The sequence below is a fragment of the Pedobacter sp. KBS0701 genome (genome assembly GCF_005938645.2).
In the GTDB taxonomy this organism is placed as follows: domain Bacteria; phylum Bacteroidota; class Bacteroidia; order Sphingobacteriales; family Sphingobacteriaceae; genus Pedobacter.
In genome coordinates this window covers 4,130,901-4,149,291 of record NZ_CP042171.1, presented here as the reverse complement: position 1 = coordinate 4,149,291, position 18,391 = coordinate 4,130,901, and the positions used below count along the sequence as shown (strand labels likewise).

Below are 18,391 nucleotides of genomic sequence, written 5' to 3'. Positions count from 1 at the left end.
AAATTAAATAAATTAATTCGTATGTCAGTCTGAGCGTAGTCGAAGACCATTTTAACACATTAATAAAATCAATCCATTACGCTCATCGTGAAAGCAAAAGGCTATGTAATATTTGCTATAAAAATTAAACAGCCTAATAATATATTATTCTTTAGTGTAATAATACGATGCCCAGCCAATAAAAACTAACTGAAAAGGCAACCTCAGCCACGCAATTAGTGGAGTAATCATTATTTGGCCCAACATAAAGGGTGCTTTCCGGATCATGTAAATGTGCGCAGGCAAAAAAGCAATCAGCATTAGTATAATTAGTACCGAAGCAAGATTTCTGGTCTTGTTAAACAACAATAAAAACCCTAAAATAATTTCTAATATTCCAGAAAAATAAATCAAAAAGCCAGGTGCAGGCAACCATTTTGGCATAATTACGTAATATACTGCAATGGATAAAAAGTGGTTACATCCGGCCAGAACGTAGAAAAGGGCATAAACCCAGAGAAAAATTTTATGGACTGGTCTGTTTATCATGATTAATAGATGGTTTAATTTTTAGAAGGTTGCTATTTAAAACCGTTCTAAATTGATGTAAATTACAGGTTAATGACAGTCACATGCCTTCACCATGTTACTTTTGTATCCCGATAATAGTTAATAACGGAAGCACTTGGAATATTTAAAAGTAATAGCTTTTACGCATCACCACATCGACCTGAAATCTTTAGGGAAATTAGTTATTTGTGATCAGAGTTTAGATAGCAGGTTGAAGAATGTTCAGGCTGAGCTTCCCGTTAGCGAAATTTTCTATGTCGGGACGTGTAACCGTGTGGAGTTCGTTTTCCTTACCAAAGAGAAAACAGACAAGGAATTTGTAACCAGATTTCTTACTGTTTTAGACATGGGTCTGCCTCCTGAATTTATGGAGCGTTTTCTGGATAATGTTACCGTATACGAAAACGAAGAAGCTTTTAACCATTTGCTCAGAACATCATGCTCTTTAGAAAGTTTGGTGGTTGGTGAAAAAGAAATTCTTGCCCAGATCCGTAAGGCTTACGAAAACTGCCGCGATGCTGGTTTTACGGGCGATTACATGCGTATGATTATGGATCGTGTGGTTAAAACCGCAAAAGAAGTTTATACGCACACTAATATTTCTAAAAATCCGGTTTCTGTTGTTTCATTGGCTTACCGCAAGCTAAAAGAGTTAAATATGTGTGGTAACTCGCGGATTTTAATTATAGGTGCTGGCGAAACCAATCAGAATATTGCAAAATATCTTAACAAACATAAATATTCAAATTTCTCAATTTTCAACCGTACGTTCTCTAAGGCCGAATCTTTGGCAGGAGAGTTAGGTGGTAAAGCTTATCCATTAGCAGCACTTGAAGATTTTAATGAAGGATTTGATGTGATCATTACCTGTACGGGTTCTACTGAGGCGATTATTAATGAAGCGTTGTACGCTAAGCTTTTAAATGGCGATCAGGGCAAAAAGGTGATTGTAGATTTGGCCATCCCGAATGATGTTACACCTGCAGTAATCCATAACAATCCTGTACATTATATTGAGGTCGAATCGCTGAAAGAGGTGGCACGCAAAAATATCCAGGAACGTTATAACGAACTGGTACATGCCGAAGAAATTATCAGCAATAACATTACCGAATTTTTCTCTGTTTTAAAACAACGCCGTATCGAATTGGCGATGCAGGAAGTGCCAAGAAAGATTAAAGAAATCAAAAATACAGCCATAAATGGCGTGTTTGCCGATGAAATTAGTCAGATGGATGAAGCCTCACGCGAAGTTTTAGAACGTGTAATGAACTACATGGAGAAAAAATATATCAGCGTTCCGATGGTAATGGCCAAAGAAATCTTGGTTAATCAATCTTAATTTAACCGCAAAGAGCGCTAAGTTTAGTTTTTCATTTTTATCATTCTTTTTAATAAAAAGAGTCGTCATCTCGACTGAAGCGCAGCGAAATGGAGAGATCTAAATCAAAAGTACTCTCGAGATAGATTTCTCGACTGCGTTGCACTCCGCTCGAAATGACGGTAACGTGGGGAGTTATATAAATTAACTTCTCTGTCATTCATATTGATTTTATTCCATAACCTTAAACCGAGATTGACAAAACCTTATGGTGTCAATCGCGTAATGTCACAGAAATCCTTTAAATTATCCCTTCTGTAACCTCACTGTCTCATTTTTAAACAATTCATGGTATAAACCACTAATTAAATTAAATTTGCAACTCATTTAACCTTTATAGTGAAGAAATTAACCATCGGAACACGCGGTAGCGACCTGGCTTTGTGGCAAGCAAATCATATAAAAGATGAATTGGCGGCCATTGGAATTGAAGCAGAAATAAAAATCATTAAAACACAGGGTGATAAAATCCTGAATTTAAGATTGGACAAACTGGAAGGCAAAGGCTTTTTTACCAAAGAACTGGAAGAAGAGCTTTTGGGTGGAACAATTGATCTGGCTGTACATTGCCTCAAAGATTTACCTACTACACATCCAGAAGGATTAATTATTGCTGCTTTACCCCCGCGAGAGGAAGCAAGCGAATATTTATTGATTTTAAAAGATTGTGTAGATGTTTCGCAGAAGCTATCGTTAAAAAAAGGTGCAATGGTGGGTACTTCATCTAACCGTCGCAAAGCCCAATTATTGGGTTTACGCCCCGATTTAGAGATTGAAGATTTACGTGGAAATGTACCTACCCGTATCCAAAAGCTCCGTGATGAAGATTACGATGCCATTTTGATTGCGAAAGCAGGTGTTAAGCGCTTAAATCTTGATGTAACCGATTTACATGTAGAAGAATTGGAAACCACTGAATTTATCCCAGCTCCTGCGCAAGGCGCATTGGCTATTCAGATCCGGGCAAATGATACCGAGCTTTTTGATGCACTGCAAAAATTGCATGATCCGGAGACAGCGGAAACAGTAACCGTAGAACGTAAGGTTTTAAACCTTTTTGAAGGTGGTTGCCACATGCCTTTAGGCTGTTATTGCAAAAAGGAAAACGGAAAATTTGAAATATGGACTTCAAAAGCTGAAACTGCTGATGATTTTCCAGAACGTTTGTTTTTACGTGCAGACACTACCGAAGGGTTAGCCGAAAAAATTGTAGCCAAGTTTAGTACAGACAGAAAGAAACCTGCAAAGGTTTTTATTTCGCGAGAAATAGGTGAACACAGTTATTTTCGTAGGGCATTAGAAAATAATAATATTGAAATAGAAGGACGTTCGCTAATACGTACGTTTCCGATTGTAACTGTTTTAGATCAGTTTATACTGAAGCATGTAGACTGGGTTTTCTTCAGTAGCCGCAACAGTGTCGAATATTTTTTCAATCTGAAACCGGTATTGCCCAAGAAAACCAAATTTGGTGTCGTGGGAAGAGGATCGGAGGATGCTTTGCGTAAATTTGGTTATATCGCCGATTTTGTTGGTGAAAGTGGCGATATTACAGAAGTTGCAGAAGATTTTGCGAAATTGGTTGGTGGTCAGCAAATATTGTTTCCAAGGGCGCAGGATTCTTTACAGTCTATTCAAAAATCGTTACCGGATGATGCTAAAATAATCGATCTTCCGATTTATGAAACGGTAATCGAAGAAGATATTGACCAGAGTTATGCTGATGTACTCATTTTTACCAGTCCATCAAATGTTGACGCCTATTTCGCAGATAATTTATTAGAACCCGAGCAACAAGTAATTGCCATTGGAAACTCCACAGGAAAGAAATTTGATGAAATGGGTGTGAAATACGCTTTGCCATATTCGCCAGATGAAATTGGATTGGCCGAAGCAGTGTTTGGAATAGAGATGAGGTAAGAAGGTAGTAAGGTAGAAGGTTTAGGGTGTAAGGTAAGGATAGGAAGGTTTACGAGTCTTGATACTCTATACTACAATCTTGATACTCAATACTGTGATCTCGATACTAAATACTAAATCCTCCAATCTGTGCAATCACCCCCGAAGGAAAAAATAAAAGATATTCAAGTCTTGATACTCGATACTAAAATCTCGATACTTCAAATCTTGATACGAAATACTTGATACTAAAAAAATGTTAAATCGTCCGCGTAGATTACGGAAAAATCCGTTAGTGAGAGAGATGATAGCCGAAACACGGTTATCGAAAGATATGTTTGTGTACCCTTATTTCGTCGTGCCGGGCACTAATGTTACCCATGCCATTGATGCCATGCCTGGGGTAAACCATTACTCAGTTGATACTTTGGTAAAAGATGTGGAAGCCGGATTGAAAAAAGGACTCAACAAAATCATGCTTTTTGGTGTTGGCGATGAAAAATCGGAAGATGCAAAATCTGCTTACCACGATCATTCTTTAGTGCCAACGGCGGTGCGTGAGTTGAAAAAACAGTTCTCCGACGATTTATATGTAATTACCGATGTTTGCGTTTGTTCATATACCACCCATGGTCATTGCGGTATTTTAGAAAACGATTACGTACAAAATGATAAAACGGTTGAGGTAATCGCTAAAATGGCTTTAACACATGCAGAAGCTGGTGCTGATATGTTTGCACCATCGGATATGATGGATGGGAGGATTGAAGCCATGCGTAATCTTTTAGATGAAAACGGCTTTGTAAATGCGGCCATTATGAGCCATGCTACAAAATTTGCTTCTGCATATTACGGCCCTTTTAGAGAGGCTGCAGATTGCGCACCGGGTAAAGGTGATAGAAAAGCCTATCAAATGGACTTCAGAAATCCATTAGAAGCCTTACGTGAAGCTGCTTTAGATGAACAGGAAGGTGCTGATGTGTTAATGGTGAAACCGGGATTAGCTTACCTGGATATTATCCAACGGTTAAAACAAGATACCAATCTACCTATAGCGGTTTACAATGTATCCGGCGAATACTCCATGGTAAAAGCGGCTGCCGAACGCGGTTGGATAGACGAACAAAAAGTAGTGATGGAAACCATGCATGCCTTTGCCAGAGCAGGTGCAAGCATTATTACCACTTACCACATTAAAGATATTTTAAATAACAACTGGCTTTAGAGGTGGGTGGCAGAAGGTTTAAGGTTTATATCCGTAATCTAATCCCAAGCTATTCAGTAATAAAATCTACAAAATATTAGGAGAAAAGTTGATGGTTTATCGCTTGTGGGGTATGTACCCAAAGCCTTCCGCCTTCTACCTTTCAGCCTTCAACCTTAAAAAGATGTTAGATTCATTAAAGAAAATGTTTTCAGGCAACGAAGCCGATATTCCGGTAAATACAGGTAGTAAACCTGATATTTCGAGGGTAAAATCTGCCGAGCTTTACGAAAAATCAAAAACGTATTTCCCTGGCGGAGTAAACTCTCCGGTAAGGGCTTTTAAATCGGTTTATGGTACACCGCTTTTTATCGAAAAAGGTGATGGCTGTTACATCTGGGATGCCGATGGTAATCAGTTTATCGATTTCTGTGGTAGCTGGGGACCATTAATTTTAGGACATAATAATCCTAAAATTCGCGAAAAAGTGACCGAAGTAATGCAGAACGGCATGAGCTTTGGTGCGCCAACTGCATTGGAAAATGAATTGGCAGAGCTGATTATCAAAAACAACCGTTTTGTAGAAAAAATACGTTTCACCAGTTCGGGTACCGAAGCCGTAATGTCGGCTATTCGTTTGGCAAGAGGGTTTACCGGCCGGGATAAGATTTTAAAATTCGAAGGTTGTTACCATGGCCACAGCGATTCACTTTTGGTAAAAGCAGGTTCGGGTTTGGTTACTTTTGGTGAAACTTCTTCTGCAGGTGTGCCAAAATCTTTTGCCGAAGAAACCATCGTGGTACCTTTAAATGATAAAACAGCCATTGAACAGGCTTTTGCCCAGTTTAAAGATCAGATTGCCGCGGTAATTATCGAAGGGATTCCTGCAAACAACGGTTTAATTATGCAGGATGAAGAATATATTCATTTCTTGCGTAAAATCTGTACCGATAATGGTTCCCTTTTAATTTTTGATGAAGTAATTACAGGATTCAGGATTGGTTTTGAAGGTGCTGCTGCACATTATGGCATTATACCTGATATTGTTACTTATGGAAAAATCATCGGTGGTGGTTTACCTGTGGGAATGTATGGTGCGCGAGCTGAAATTATGGAACATATTTCTCCCGATGGTGGCGTTTATCAGGCCGGAACCTTATCAGGAAATCCGGTAGCCATGGCAGCGGGCATCGCAACATTAACCGAATTGAATAAATCCGGCTTTTATAAAGATTTGAATAATAAGGCACAGGAATTTGTAGCGAGCATTCAACGTTTTGCAACGGCACGTAACTATAAATTTAAAGTATTCACCATTGGCTCTATTTTCTGGTTTGCCTTTACCGATAAAGATAAAATCCAATCTGCTGATGATATTGATGCCAGCAGCATGGAGAAATTTAAAGTGATGCACCGCGAATTATTAAACAGAGGAATTTATTTAGGTCCATCGGGATATGAAGTTGGTTTTGTATCTTCAGCTCATACGAAGATCGAGTTGGAGAAAGCAAAGAGAGCTATTTTTGAAGCATTAGATTTGGTGTTTAAGAAATAGTTTATTACTCATTATATGATACTGTGCGATGGTTCGTGGAGACACGAACCATGTATAAAAATAATCGGTGTAATCAAATCATCGGTGTAATCAACCCTAAGGGAATGAAGAAATCTATAATTATATTTTACGCCTTATTGCTTTACGCGCTGATTCAGCTCATTTCGTGGGGTACTTTAGTGGTGCGTTTGCAACCCAGCCGCATGACGATGATTATGGGCGAAGGCTCGGTATTTTTATTTCTGCTTTGTATTGGTGGTTATTTTCTCCATCAATCTTTAAAACGTGAAGATAAACTGAGGGAACAGCAGCAGAACTTTTTAATGTCGATCACGCATGAGTTAAAATCTCCATTGGCCGCAATAAAACTTTCTATCCAAACCATTGTTAAACGGGATTTGGATAAGACCCGCCAGGTATCGTTGCTCAACAATTCATTAAAAGATATTGAGCGGTTAGACGATTTGGTTGAAAATATGCTTTTAGCTACCAAGATTGAAAACCGTTCTTACACTTTTCCGAAAGAGGAATTTAATTTTTCAGAACTGGTGTATAAAATTACTGATCGGTTGCAGGTTCACTCTTGTGGCAACGAACAATTGATAAGTGCCCAAATTCAGCCAAATTTGCAGTTAATGGGTGACAAATTTGCCTTATCGTCAGTAGTGACCAATTTGATAGAGAATGCCGTTAAGTATTCGAGCCCATGTGATGAGATAAATGTGCATTTAAACAAAGTTGACGGACATATTCAGTTAAGCGTGATTGATAAAGGTCCGGGTATTTCAGATGCCGAAAAAATGTTGATATTTGATAAGTTTTACCGCGTTGGTAACGAGAATGTCAGAAAAGCGAAAGGAACAGGTTTAGGCTTGTTTATTGTGAAAGAGGTTTTACAATACCATGATGCAGATATTACAGTAAAAGACAATTTGCCTCAGGGAAGTATTTTTGAAGTAACATTTAGTTAATCTCAATTATGTCACAAAAATTAAGAATTCTATTGGTAGAAGACGAGGATCACTTGTTAGATGCTATCAAATTAAACCTCGAACTTGAGGGTTATAAAGTTCACGCCGTTAAAGACGGTAAAACCGCTCTTAAAATTTTTAAAGAAGAACGCTTTAATCTAATCATTTTAGATGTAATGTTGCCTGAAATGGATGGTTTCCAGGTTTGCGAAACAATCCGTTTAGAGAATGCAGAAGTTCCGATTATGTTTTTAACAGCTAAAAACACTTCTGAAGACCGTGTTTTAGGTTTGAAAAAAGGAGCTGACGATTATCTGGTTAAACCATTCAACCTGGAAGAACTCATTCTTCGTGTGGGGATTTTGGTGAAACGCAGTTTAAAATCTGATGATTTAAAAGAATTGAATTCTTACAAAATCGGGGATAAAACAATCTACTTTAACTCTTTCGAATTAAAACATGATGATGGCACCATCACACCGTTAACCAAAAAGGAAACGATGTTGCTGAAACTGTTAATTGAGCGTAAAAATGATGCCGTTTCAAGAGAACAGATTTTAGAAACGGTTTGGAATTATGATGTTTATCCGTCAACCAGAACGATCGATAACTTTATTTTAACGTTCCGTAAGTATTTCGAACCTGATCAAAAAAATCCGGTTTATTTTCACTCTATCCGTGGTGTAGGCTATAAATTTACAGATAGTCATTAATGTACAATAATAAAGGCAGGTATGCTTTAATGGCAGTTTTTGCGCTGGCTGCATTGGTTTGTATTTTTTACTATCAATATCAGTTGGCTGCTGTTTCTGGTGTTTTATTTGCCTTTGTTATTTGGAGCCATTTTAAGCATAGCTCGGTGTTAATGGCATCGAAACATTTCAAAAATAACGAATTTGGTAAAACCAGAGCATTGTTGGCCGAGGTAGCAAAACCGGAACGTTTGGCCAAAAGCCGCAGGGGTTATTACGAATTTATGCAAGGCAATATGGCTTTGAAAGAACAGGATTATGATAAAGCTGAATATCATTTTCAATTGGCCAGCCGTTTTCCGGTAGGGGGTAAAAATGAAAAATCGTATGTGCTGATCCATTTGGCTAACCTCGCTTTGCGGAAAAAAGACAAGGAAAGGGCAGAAGCTTATACCAAACTGGCAAAGGAACTTGCCGAAACACAACGATCAAAGGATATTATCGTTAAAATTGAAAAAGAAATAAGCAAAATATAATAGGACTATTGTCATTTTGAATAAACGAAGCACCGGTTTTTGATAAAAAGGTACTTCGTTTTTTTTTTATTTATACCTTTGCAGCCGATTCGTCATGCTGAATTTGTTTCAGCATCTCTTACTTTATTTATATGTTAAGTGTGGCAGGATGACGATAAAGCGATACCAAATACAGATCATGAAGAATAACTTATTTTTAGACGCAGCATTTTCAAAACAAACAGAACGCCCACCCGTGTGGATGATGCGTCAGGCAGGCCGTTTTATGCCACAATATTGGGAGATAAAAAACAAATACTCTTTTTTAGAGATGTGTAAAACTCCTGAGATTGCAGCTGATGTAACGATGTTGCCTGTTGATCTGCTGGATATAGATGCCGCGATTTTATTCTGTGATATTCTGGTAACCGGTGAGGCTATGGGTGGTGATTTAAGCTTCACTCAAGGTGTTGGTCCTAAATTTTCAAATCCGGTACGTACAGCCCAGGATATTGAAAATCTAAATGTTGATTGTTTGGATGAGTTACAATATGTGGCTGATGCGATTAAAGTGATTCAGCAAAGGTTAAATGGGAATATCCCTTTGATCGGTTTTGCTGGTGCACCGTTTACGGTAATGAGTTATTTAATTGAAGGTGGATCTTCTAAAGATTTCAAGTTAACTAAACTCTTTATACATAACCAACCAGAACTGGCACACAAGCTTTTGGCTAAAATTGCAAAAGTAACCGCAGATTATCTGAACCTTCAGATTGCTGCTGGCGTAAATGCAGTTCAAATTTTCGATAGTTGGGCACTTGCCTTAGCATGGAATGATTACCAGGAGTTTTCGCACCGTTATATTCAGGAAATTATTGCCAATCTAAACAGAAAAGATATTCCGGTGATTTCGTTCTGTAAGGGAAGTTCGGTTTTTGCTCCGATTATGGCAGAAGCTAAACCAGATGTAATTTCGGTTGACTGGAATGCTGATTTATTGAATATTAAAAATGCTTTGCCAAAAGGTATTGCTGTACAAGGAAATTTAGACCCACATATTTTATATGCGGATAAAGCTGTAATTAAGGCACAAATCCATAAGTTATTCGAACGCATGCGTGGTACTGAAGGATTTATCTTCAATTTAGGTCACGGTATTATGCCTGATATTCCTTTCGATAATGTGAAGTATGCAATTGATGTGGTGAAGGAGTTTAGGTATTAACCCCTGAATTCCCTAAAGGAGACTTTGAACGGTTGCTGTAAATCGTTATATTTGGATATGGAAACACTTATTATAAATATTCCTGAAAAAAAAAGCGAACTGGTAAAACAGCTTTTAAGGGAGCTTGGTGTTACTTTTAAAAAGGAGAGTGCAAGTAAATCTGTACCCAATTCGGTTACGCAAAAAACTATCGATGATGCACACAAGGGTATTGGGATAGGCGAACCGATTAAAGATATAAATTCATATATCAATTCCTTGTAGATGTTTGTTCTAAAGCCTACCAATCAATTTGATAAAGATATTAAGCTAATGAAGAAACGTTCTGCAAAGAACATAAATCTCATTAAGGATTTTTTGTTTAGATTAGAGATTGATGGTGCCAGTGGAATTGATAAGAAGCATCGCCCGCATAAATTAGTTGGAAACTATAAGGACAATTGGGAAGCCCATATTAAGCCCGATTTATTGATGATATGGTTTGAGATAACCGAAGAAAAGGAAATAATTCTATTAAGAGTCGGAACACATTCTGATCTATTTTAAATAAAAGGCTTTATCCTACAAACATTCCATGATAGAAACCTTATTGCCATATTACCACTATTTTCTTGCAGTACACATTGTATTTGTAATTAGCTGGATGGCCGGTTTATTTTATATTTTAAGTCTTTTTATTTATCACACGGAAGCAAACGATAAACCTGAACCTGAAAAAAGTATCCTCCAAAAACAGTTTGTTAAAATGGAAGCTACTTTATGGAAAATTATAGCTACTCCGGCCATGGTTATTTCTGTTTTGGCGGGCGCATCTATGCTCACTTTAAATCCGGGCCTGCTTCAAGCTGATTGGATGTGGGTAAAGCTAGGTTTTGTTGTTGGCCTGCTCATTTATCACTTTATCTGTCAAAATCTCGTTAAACAGCTTAAAAACAATCAATATAAGCTAACCAGCTTTCAGTTGAGGTTATGGCGTGAGCTGGCTACCATTTTTATGATTGCTATTGTATTTGTCGTGATCTTAAAAAGTGCCATCAATTGGATTTATGGTTTAATTGGTATCATGGGCGTAGCAATGGCCATCATGATTGCAGTTAAGCTGTATAAGAATTATCGTAAAAAAAGTGGTGAATAATCTTTTAACCACAAAGTCACCAAGGCACAAAGAATATTGTTTGTAATTAAAGGTGTCAATAAAACTTTGTGTTCTTTGTGCCTTGGTGGTCGATCCATATTAACTTTGTTTCCTTTGCGTAAACTTCGCGTGTTTTGCGGTTAAATAAACCAAAAACTATTCTAAATTTGGGCGATAAAATCCAAGCTCATGTTTACAAACACAGGTCTGAAAAGGGCCTTAATCTTAATAACTTTTCTTTTCAGTTCTTATTTTGCTTCTGCACAGTTTAATCAATCGGCTTTCGAAAACAGAATCCGCCCCGATAGCAGCTTAACCAACGAGGTTCACTTCAATTTTTACAATTTAAACTACGTCCGCAATTACGAGTACACTAATGATTTTCATGATGGTTATACTTTGTACGGAACGCAATTGCAGCCGCAAATCGTTTATTATGCACATCCAAACCTCGCCATCACTGCAGGTGCTTTCATCAGAAAGGATTTTGGCAGGAACGGGATTTCTGATGCTAAACCTTTATTCAACGTAAAATATCATAAGCGTAACCTCACCTTAATTTTTGGTAGTCTGGAAGGAAACATTCAGCATAAATATATTGAGCCTTTATACGATTTCGAAAGAACAATAACTACACCAATAGAATACGGTACGCAGTTATTGGTTGAGCGTAAGAAATTTACCTTAGATGCCTGGATTGCCTGGCAAAAAATGATCTATAAAGGTGATCCGGCTAAAGAAGAAATTATTGGTGGTTTATCGACCGAAAGTTTCTTAATCAAAAATGACGACTGGAAATTAAGTATTCCTGCACAGTTTTTGGCTTTCCACCAGGGCGGACAGATTGATGTGTTAAAAGAAATCCCGATCACCACCATGTTTAATGGCGCCACAGGTATAAAGCTTCATAAAGACATTAATACCAATATTAAACAGATATATACCGATAACTATATTGCGGTTTACAAAGATTTCTCTCCGGATAAAAGAAGAGCCTACCAGGGTGGTTTTGGTTTATGGTTAAATGCTGGTGTAGAAAGTAAATGGGGAAGTTTAGTGGCCTCTTACTGGAAGGGCAATAACTTTATTTCGATTAAAGGTATGCCACTTTATGAATCTGTTTCCGATAATTTGTATAGTCCGGGCTTGAGGCAAAGTTCAAGAAACATTGTTTCATTGCGTTATGCTTACCAAAAAGAGTTAATCCCACATTTATATCTTGATGTGCGTTTCGAACCGCATATTGATCTTGATCATACAGATAAACAACTTCAGTTTAACCACTCCTTCTTTTTGACCTATAAACAGGATTTCAAGTTGTTTAAGGTGAAAAAGGATGAAAGGTAGAAGGTAGAAAGGTTGAGGGTAATTTAACTAATCCATTACAAACCCCATAGGTACATAAACCTGCGGGGTTTATTGTTGATAGACTTCCGAAGTTCCCCCTGCGCCTAACTCCCTGTGAAACTTCGGAAGTTCCTGCCAACTAAACCCGATAGCAGCGAAAAACACGAAGGTGAGGAACGAACCGAGGCTTTGAAGCGAATAGCGGGACTGCTGCTCCCTATGAAATGCTGCATGTTCATTTTCAAATAAAAAATCTATATCTTTCTTGAAAATTATTTTAATTATATCTGTCTGATAATCAATTGGTATAATTCTAATTTTAACTTTATTTAACTTTTTTTCTCACCTCATGCAACCATTGTTTGTAATCTTCCATCTTCTATATACAAACACACAATGAAATTGACGCGAAGCTATACAATAAACGATTTGATGGAAGGCTGCAAAGCTGGTGACCGGAAGATGCAGGAGCTGCTCTACAAGCAAACTGCATCTAAGATGTTGGCCGTTTGTATGCGCTACGCCAAAGATAGGATGGAGGCAGAAGATGTGCTGCAGATGGGATACATCAAGATTTTTCAAAAAATAAAAGAGTATAGGGGCGAGGGTTCTTTTGAAGGCTGGATTAGGAGAGTAATGGTGAATACTGCGATTGAGAGTTACCGTAAAAATTTACGCAGCTTAAACGTAGTAGAAATAGATGAAGCTTACGAGCAACCATCAACCGGATTTGATTTTGGCACACTAGGCATGCAGGATTTGATGAAAGTGATACAAAAACTGGCAGATGGTTACCGCATGGTTTTTAACATGTACGTAATAGAAGGCTATTCGCATAAGGAAATTGGAGAAACGCTAGGCATCTCAGAAGGGGCGAGTAAATCGCAATTATCGAGAGCAAGGGCAATATTAAAAGAAGAAATTATAAAAATGGAGGGATTTGGTTATGCAACCTATACGGGATAAAGATTTTGATCAGTTATTTAAAGATGCTTTTGCTAACGCGGAAGTAACACCTTCGAGGGATTTATGGAGCAATATAGAAAGTGGAATAACGCCGAAGAAAAAAAGAATTATACCAATTTATTGGTTATCGGCTGCAGCGGTTTTGCTTATCGCCACAGTTGGAATTTTGCTTTATCAACAGCAGAATAATACTGGTGAGGGTAAAAAATTAGCCAATAATACAATTGAAAAGCCTAAGCCAGTAGTGGAAACACCAGTTGTAAAAGATCAGTCACCTGTAGTAGTTGAACCGGTTAAAGATGTTGCACCAATTTTACCGGTTGAGGCTAAACCAGCAAGGGCTATTGCCAAAACAAAGGTGAAACAAGATAAACCTGCTTTAGCGCAACCGCGGATAATTACGGCCCCTGAAATGCAAAAGCATGAAACCACTGTAGCTAAAGTTGAAGAGCCTAAAAAAGATATTAGAACGAAAATCGAAGAGGCGATTCTGCAACCCAAAGAGGAAACTGTAATAGTTGCTAACCCTACAGCCATTAAAACGGATGATCCTATTAACGATAACGAACAAGGCATTAAAGGTATCCGCAACGTTGGCGATGTAGTAAACCTGATTGTTAACAAAATGGATAAAAGAAAAGATAAGCTGATCCAGTTCCGTACTGATGATGACGACTCTTCTTTGTCATCAATCAATATCGGGCCTTTTAAATTTGGTAAAAAGAAGAAATAATAGTTTTCAGTTGGCAGTTTTTAGTTAACAGTGTCGACATTTATTAAAACCTTACAACATTTAACAAAATAATACACACAGATATGAAACGTCTAATATTTACAACACTTTTGGTAAGCGGGCTTGCCGGTGTTATGGCTCCAGGTGCTTTTGCACAACAAGATAGTACTAAAAAGAAAATGGATTATAGTGAAGGTCATGGTATTATGATTAATACAAAATCAGCAGATTCAGCAAAAAAAGGTCGTTTTGTAGGTGGAATTACTTTTACCAGAGTGGATTGGGGATTCTCCAGGCTGATAGACAATGGAAGTTTTAATTTATCACCTAATAATGATTTTTTAGATTACAAAGGTGGAAAAACCAGTACATTTTCTTTTGATGTTTTACAGTTTGGCTATCGCTTTAATTCTAACTTTAAAGTTTATGTAGCAGGAGGATTTGATTGGACCTTAATCCGTTTAAGAAAAGATATTACGATTGCTAAAAACGCTAACGAGTTTGTTTATACCGATCAATCACCGGTACATTTCTCTAAAAACCGTTTCTCCAGCAGTTATGTACATATTCCATTAAACTTCGAATTCCGTACCAGCGAAAACAAAAACGGCAAAAGATTTTACCTGGTGTTAGGTCCGGAGGTTAGCTTTTTGCTAAATGGAAAAATTAAACAGATAAGCGAAGAACGTGGTAAAGAAAAACAATATGATAGCTACCACTTTCAATCGGTTCGTTACGGAGGTACAGTTAGATTTGGTTACGGAGGTATAGGATTGTTTACCAAATATTACTTTAACGATATGTTTACTACCTCACAACAAGCTGGCTTAAAGAACATGAGTTTCGGGGTTACCTTTGGATTAAACTAAGCCATATCAATTTATATAGACTGATTAAGTCTCTCCTTTAGGAGAGATGTCCGAAGGACAGAGAGGTTAACACACAAATGAACAGATCCTGTTTCGGTTAGGCGAGACAGGATTTTTTGTTATAACGTTTCAGCAGGCTTATTCTCATCGATCAAAGACTTAAAGCAATTCTCCATAAATTTATCTAAACTTATTCCTTGCTCTTTCGCATAAATTTTAGCCTGCTCTATAACAGCATCATCAAGAATTAGTGTGATTTTAGCTTTCATGTCTTTGTATTTATTTGATTTAAAGATAAATACCGTTTTAGTGAATTTCTAAATAAAATATTAACAATTATACAAGTTGTAACCTTATACCCTCTGCCTCAAAACCCTCCACCTTTTTCTTATCTTTACCGCGTGAGCAATACCCTAATCAGCGTTAAAAATTTAACCAAGCAATATCAGGCAGAGCAGGCCGGTGGAATTAAAAATGTAAGTTTCGACATTAAAAGAGGTGATGTGGTGGCCATTATAGGCGAGAGCGGTAGCGGAAAATCGACCTTACTCAAATCCATTTACGGGCTGTTAAAAACTGATGAAGGCGAAATTCTTTTCGAAGATCAAAGGGTTAAAGGGCCGGATGAACAACTAATCCCCGGCCATAAGCAGATGAAAATGGTGACGCAGGATTTTTCGCTGAATATTTATGCGAAAGTGTACGATAACATTGCCTCACAGCTATCAAATACCGATCTGAAAACCAAGGCCGAAAAAACACTTCAGATCATGGAGCACCTTCGGATTTTACCACTGCAGCATAAAAAAATTATCGAGTTAAGTGGTGGAGAACAGCAGCGTGTGGCCATAGCTAAAGCCATGGTTGCCGATACACAAGTTTTACTATTAGACGAACCCTTTAGCCAGGTTGATGCTTTGCTTAAAAACCAGCTAAGGGCTGATATAAAACGTGTTGCAGCAGAAACCGGGGTAACTGTTATCCTTGTCTCTCACGACCCTGCTGATGGTTTATTTCTTGCCGACCAATTACTCATTTTGCGAAACGGAGAACTTTTGCAAACCGGTAAGCCTATCGATATTTATCAAAATCCAAAACACATTTACACTGCTCAAATTTTAGGCAATGCAGTTGTTTTGTCTCGTGGAGATGCAGAGAAACTAGGATTAAAAACTTTTGCAGGAAATGTGGTTTTTTATCCGGAATGGGCAGAAATTAGTAATAATTGGAGCAGCAGACGTTTTGAAGTAAAAGATGTTTACTATAAAGGATTTTATGATGAATTGCTTTTAGAAAGAAATGGCGTTAGCGTTCGGGCCTTACAGTTGAACAGGGGAGAGCATAAAAAAAATGACAACGTTCAGTTGAACATTAGTCGTTTTTTAGAGTTTTAAATGTAATTATATATTTGGTGATTTTTTATAAAAGTTATAACTATACTTATAATTTTTAGACCAGGAATAAGACATAAAAAAAACGACCACGTTCAATTAAACATCAGTCGTTTTTAGCATTTTAATGTTTTTTCTATGTTACATTTTCTGAAGCAACTAAAACAATTTTTATACGAATTGTATTTGTTGGAGGTGGCCCGTAGGAATAAACACGGATTGAACCTGTGTATATATCATAATCATAACTTTGAGCTTGATTAGGAATTTGAAAATATCCTGTAGAATTAGTTCCATCTGTTGCAATATAAACCAGAACACCTTCGTCTTGAACATTGATATTGTCAATTTCATTAGCGACTAAATCAACATAATATGTGTTTGTTGTTCCCGCTAACAGCCTCCAGCTATTACCCGGCTTATCAAATATAATTGTTCGATTCGGAGTAGTTTGATTAATAATCGGATCTTTTTTGCAAGAGGCCAGACCTAGTGTGGCGATGCAAAGCATTAAGATAGTAAATTTTTTCATTTTGATTTTGTTTATTTGTGTGTGTGATATTGGTATTACAAATCTTTTGCCAAAAAAATATTTTTTGTTAATAATGGATTAATTATTGAGCAACAGCTTAAATACAAAAATGTTATTATCCAATTTTTTAAAAATATGAAGCTCTTTTTCCGACTTTTACCCTGGTTAATTTTAGTCGTTGCAGGGTACTTATTTATTTCCAAAAAGTTTAGTATCAATACTACTGTTGAAAGCAAACATCAGCTTCTGGTAGAGAAAATTGAGGCTATTGGTAAATTGGAACTGGTGAGATATCAGATTAGTGATGTTTTGGAACATAAAAATAAAACAGATTTTTTACCTGAAGCGAGTGTTTTATTAATTGTTAAAGCCGAGGCGGTAGGCTGTATTGACCTGACCAAAATTACCCGTGAAGATATTAGCATTGATGCGGACACTGCTGTAGTAAATTTACCACAGCCCGAAATCTGTTATGTAAAAATCGACCATAAAAACTCACGTGTTTATGATACGAAGATGGCTTTCTTCCGTGAGGCAAGTTTAGTAGACGAAGCTTATAAAGCAGCTGAAAGACAAATTACTGCAGAAGTTAAAAAATCGAGCATTTTAGTACAGACGAAAACCAATGCGACAACCGTGCTTAAGCCAATTATTGAAGGATTGGGTTATAAGAATGTACGGTTTACTTTTGAGTAAAGGTGTAAGGCTGAAGGTAGAAGGTTGAGGGTATAAGGTTCCTGGCGATCTTTACACTTTAATGTCGTGATCTCGACCGGAACACAGTGGAGTGGAGAGATCTATCTCGAGGTAGATTTAGCTTCGCTGAGCACCTCGTGGTTCTCAACTTCTTTGCACTCCGATCGAAATGACGTACTTAATATGCACATAAACCTCCAACTTTCCGACTCCTGACCCCGGTCTTATTTCCTTACTTCAAAAAATCTTCCCGATGTGGATTAAAAATATCAACTAATAACCCGGCTTCCAGGCAAACCACACCATGAAAAACGTTTGATGGGGCAAAGAAAACATCCCCTTCGTTTAAGATCTTCTTATCATCGCCCATGCTTACTTCAAAACTTCCTTTGGCAACGTAACTCATCTGTAAGTGAGGGTGATTGTGAATGGTGCCAATGGCATCTTTTTCAAATTCTACTTTAACCAACATCAGGTTGTCATCATAAGCCATGATTTTGCGTTTAACGCCCGCACCTAAATCTTCCCAGTCGATATCGCTATCCGTAATTAATGCTTTGTTGCTTAAGTCATTGAAATTCATTTTTATATTTTTTGCGCTAAAAAAAAATCGTCATCTCGACTGGAACGCAGTGGAATGGAGAGATCTATGCTCGATAGATTTTGCTTCGCAGAGCCTTCGGGTTCTCGACTTCGTTGCACTCCGCTCGAAATGACAGAAATATCTATAC

21 protein-coding genes are annotated in these 18,391 nt (G+C 37.5%); 17 read left to right on the top strand and 4 right to left on the bottom strand.

All coding sequences use genetic code 11. The annotated features are described in order from the left end of the window. Positions 1 to 144 precede the first annotated feature (144 nt). A complete protein-coding gene (locus FFJ24_RS16690; RefSeq protein ID WP_138818284.1) occupies positions 145 to 528 on the bottom strand; it encodes a DoxX family protein in 384 nt (127 codons plus the stop codon). A 136-nt stretch (positions 529 to 664) separates the two neighbouring features. Here FFJ24_RS16690 and hemA point away from each other — a divergent pair, with 136 nt between their 5' ends. The 15 genes from hemA to FFJ24_RS16615 all read left to right on the top strand — a co-directional run bounded on the left by hemA (position 665) and on the right by FFJ24_RS16615 (position 15,041). Continuing rightward, positions 665 to 1,891, top strand: a complete 1,227-nt coding sequence (hemA, locus tag FFJ24_RS16685; RefSeq protein ID WP_138818283.1) for a glutamyl-tRNA reductase — start codon at positions 665 to 667, stop codon at positions 1,889 to 1,891. A 378-nt stretch (positions 1,892 to 2,269) separates the two neighbouring features. Continuing rightward, entirely contained in the window at positions 2,270 to 3,850 is a 1,581-nt protein-coding gene (hemC, locus tag FFJ24_RS16680; protein WP_210419386.1) for a hydroxymethylbilane synthase, read from the top strand. A gap of 235 nt (positions 3,851 to 4,085) precedes the next feature. After that, entirely contained in the window at positions 4,086 to 5,054 is a 969-nt protein-coding gene (hemB, locus tag FFJ24_RS16675) for a porphobilinogen synthase (protein ID WP_138818281.1), read from the top strand. Positions 5,055 to 5,217: 163 nt separating this feature from the next. After that, positions 5,218 to 6,588 (top strand): glutamate-1-semialdehyde 2,1-aminomutase, encoded by a 1,371-nt coding sequence (hemL, locus tag FFJ24_RS16670; protein WP_138818280.1) that lies wholly within the window; start codon positions 5,218 to 5,220, stop codon positions 6,586 to 6,588. Between the two features lie 104 nt (positions 6,589 to 6,692). Next, positions 6,693 to 7,559, top strand: a complete 867-nt coding sequence (locus FFJ24_RS16665) for a sensor histidine kinase KdpD (RefSeq protein WP_138818279.1) — start codon at positions 6,693 to 6,695, stop codon at positions 7,557 to 7,559. A gap of 8 nt (positions 7,560 to 7,567) precedes the next feature. Next, positions 7,568 to 8,272 carry a response regulator transcription factor gene (locus tag FFJ24_RS16660; RefSeq protein WP_025146905.1) on the top strand — a complete coding sequence of 235 codons (705 nt, stop codon included), beginning with the start codon at positions 7,568 to 7,570 and terminating at the stop codon, positions 8,270 to 8,272. Continuing rightward, the gene (locus FFJ24_RS16655; RefSeq protein ID WP_138818278.1) at positions 8,272 to 8,787 is read left to right on the top strand and encodes a hypothetical protein; all 516 of its coding nucleotides are present in this window, start codon (positions 8,272 to 8,274) and stop codon (positions 8,785 to 8,787) included. The genes FFJ24_RS16660 and FFJ24_RS16655 overlap by 1 nt, the downstream gene beginning before the upstream one ends. Before the next feature lie 178 nt (positions 8,788 to 8,965). Further along, positions 8,966 to 9,991: a uroporphyrinogen decarboxylase gene (hemE, locus tag FFJ24_RS16650; RefSeq protein ID WP_138818277.1), complete on the top strand. Its 1,026-nt coding sequence runs from the start codon at positions 8,966 to 8,968 to the stop codon at positions 9,989 to 9,991. A 57-nt stretch (positions 9,992 to 10,048) separates the two neighbouring features. Beyond that, positions 10,049 to 10,255 carry a hypothetical protein gene (locus tag FFJ24_RS16645; RefSeq protein WP_138818276.1) on the top strand — a complete coding sequence of 69 codons (207 nt, stop codon included), beginning with the start codon at positions 10,049 to 10,051 and terminating at the stop codon, positions 10,253 to 10,255. Further along, complete coding sequence (locus tag FFJ24_RS16640; RefSeq protein ID WP_138818275.1) at positions 10,256 to 10,537, top strand: type II toxin-antitoxin system YafQ family toxin; 282 nt, start codon at positions 10,256 to 10,258, stop codon at positions 10,535 to 10,537. It begins immediately after the preceding gene. A gap of 28 nt (positions 10,538 to 10,565) precedes the next feature. After that, complete coding sequence (locus FFJ24_RS16635; RefSeq protein ID WP_138818274.1) at positions 10,566 to 11,126, top strand: CopD family protein; 561 nt, start codon at positions 10,566 to 10,568, stop codon at positions 11,124 to 11,126. A gap of 189 nt (positions 11,127 to 11,315) precedes the next feature. After that, positions 11,316 to 12,473: a hypothetical protein gene (locus tag FFJ24_RS16630; protein WP_138818273.1), complete on the top strand. Its 1,158-nt coding sequence runs from the start codon at positions 11,316 to 11,318 to the stop codon at positions 12,471 to 12,473. A 396-nt stretch (positions 12,474 to 12,869) separates the two neighbouring features. Further along, positions 12,870 to 13,439 carry an RNA polymerase sigma factor gene (locus FFJ24_RS16625; protein ID WP_138818272.1) on the top strand — a complete coding sequence of 190 codons (570 nt, stop codon included), beginning with the start codon at positions 12,870 to 12,872 and terminating at the stop codon, positions 13,437 to 13,439. Next, positions 13,420 to 14,172 carry a hypothetical protein gene (locus tag FFJ24_RS16620; RefSeq protein ID WP_138818271.1) on the top strand — a complete coding sequence of 251 codons (753 nt, stop codon included), beginning with the start codon at positions 13,420 to 13,422 and terminating at the stop codon, positions 14,170 to 14,172. Before FFJ24_RS16625 ends, FFJ24_RS16620 begins: the two co-directional genes overlap by 20 nt. A gap of 83 nt (positions 14,173 to 14,255) precedes the next feature. Next, complete coding sequence (locus FFJ24_RS16615; RefSeq protein ID WP_138818270.1) at positions 14,256 to 15,041, top strand: outer membrane beta-barrel protein; 786 nt, start codon at positions 14,256 to 14,258, stop codon at positions 15,039 to 15,041. A 119-nt stretch (positions 15,042 to 15,160) separates the two neighbouring features. Here the strand turns inward: FFJ24_RS16615 and FFJ24_RS26140 are convergent, their stop codons facing one another. Then, complete coding sequence (locus tag FFJ24_RS26140) at positions 15,161 to 15,310, bottom strand: DUF6364 family protein (RefSeq protein ID WP_168202496.1); 150 nt, start codon at positions 15,308 to 15,310, stop codon at positions 15,161 to 15,163. Between the two features lie 132 nt (positions 15,311 to 15,442). On the opposite strand from FFJ24_RS26140, the gene FFJ24_RS16610 reads away from it, so the two are divergent. Then, on the top strand, positions 15,443 to 16,435 hold the full coding sequence (locus FFJ24_RS16610) for an ABC transporter ATP-binding protein (RefSeq protein WP_138818269.1): 993 nt from the start codon (positions 15,443 to 15,445) through the stop codon (positions 16,433 to 16,435). Positions 16,436 to 16,568: 133 nt separating this feature from the next. Here FFJ24_RS16610 and FFJ24_RS16605 read toward each other — a convergent pair whose 3' ends face one another. Next, on the bottom strand, positions 16,569 to 16,964 hold the full coding sequence (locus FFJ24_RS16605) for a hypothetical protein (RefSeq protein WP_138818268.1): 396 nt from the start codon (positions 16,962 to 16,964) through the stop codon (positions 16,569 to 16,571). Positions 16,965 to 17,099: 135 nt separating this feature from the next. On the opposite strand from FFJ24_RS16605, the gene FFJ24_RS16600 reads away from it, so the two are divergent. Next, positions 17,100 to 17,660: a DUF4230 domain-containing protein gene (locus FFJ24_RS16600; protein WP_138818267.1), complete on the top strand. Its 561-nt coding sequence runs from the start codon at positions 17,100 to 17,102 to the stop codon at positions 17,658 to 17,660. 232 nt (positions 17,661 to 17,892) lie between these two features. Here the strand turns inward: FFJ24_RS16600 and FFJ24_RS16595 are convergent, their stop codons facing one another. After that, positions 17,893 to 18,243 (bottom strand): cupin domain-containing protein, encoded by a 351-nt coding sequence (locus FFJ24_RS16595; RefSeq protein ID WP_138818266.1) that lies wholly within the window; start codon positions 18,241 to 18,243, stop codon positions 17,893 to 17,895. Positions 18,244 to 18,391: the final 148 nt, after the last annotated feature.

Coding starts and splice junctions, on each gene's coding strand:
- hemE (WP_138818277.1), top strand. CDS start 8,966: ATGAAGAATAACTTATTTTTAGACGCAGCATTTTCAAAACAAACAGAA.
- FFJ24_RS16605 (WP_138818268.1), bottom strand. CDS start 16,964: ATGAAAAAATTTACTATCTTAATGCTTTGCATCGCCACACTAGGTCTG.
- FFJ24_RS16600 (WP_138818267.1), top strand. CDS start 17,100: ATGAAGCTCTTTTTCCGACTTTTACCCTGGTTAATTTTAGTCGTTGCA.
- FFJ24_RS16595 (WP_138818266.1), bottom strand. CDS start 18,243: ATGAATTTCAATGACTTAAGCAACAAAGCATTAATTACGGATAGCGAT.
- FFJ24_RS16660 (WP_025146905.1), top strand. CDS start 7,568: ATGTCACAAAAATTAAGAATTCTATTGGTAGAAGACGAGGATCACTTG.
- FFJ24_RS16615 (WP_138818270.1), top strand. CDS start 14,256: ATGAAACGTCTAATATTTACAACACTTTTGGTAAGCGGGCTTGCCGGT.
- FFJ24_RS16655 (WP_138818278.1), top strand. CDS start 8,272: ATGTACAATAATAAAGGCAGGTATGCTTTAATGGCAGTTTTTGCGCTG.
- FFJ24_RS16640 (WP_138818275.1), top strand. CDS start 10,256: ATGTTTGTTCTAAAGCCTACCAATCAATTTGATAAAGATATTAAGCTA.
- FFJ24_RS16645 (WP_138818276.1), top strand. CDS start 10,049: ATGGAAACACTTATTATAAATATTCCTGAAAAAAAAAGCGAACTGGTA.
- FFJ24_RS16630 (WP_138818273.1), top strand. CDS start 11,316: ATGTTTACAAACACAGGTCTGAAAAGGGCCTTAATCTTAATAACTTTT.
- FFJ24_RS16625 (WP_138818272.1), top strand. CDS start 12,870: ATGAAATTGACGCGAAGCTATACAATAAACGATTTGATGGAAGGCTGC.
- hemB (WP_138818281.1), top strand. CDS start 4,086: ATGTTAAATCGTCCGCGTAGATTACGGAAAAATCCGTTAGTGAGAGAG.
- hemL (WP_138818280.1), top strand. CDS start 5,218: ATGTTAGATTCATTAAAGAAAATGTTTTCAGGCAACGAAGCCGATATT.
- FFJ24_RS16690 (WP_138818284.1), bottom strand. CDS start 528: ATGATAAACAGACCAGTCCATAAAATTTTTCTCTGGGTTTATGCCCTT.
- FFJ24_RS26140 (WP_168202496.1), bottom strand. CDS start 15,310: ATGAAAGCTAAAATCACACTAATTCTTGATGATGCTGTTATAGAGCAG.
- FFJ24_RS16665 (WP_138818279.1), top strand. CDS start 6,693: ATGAAGAAATCTATAATTATATTTTACGCCTTATTGCTTTACGCGCTG.
- FFJ24_RS16620 (WP_138818271.1), top strand. CDS start 13,420: ATGCAACCTATACGGGATAAAGATTTTGATCAGTTATTTAAAGATGCT.
- FFJ24_RS16635 (WP_138818274.1), top strand. CDS start 10,566: ATGATAGAAACCTTATTGCCATATTACCACTATTTTCTTGCAGTACAC.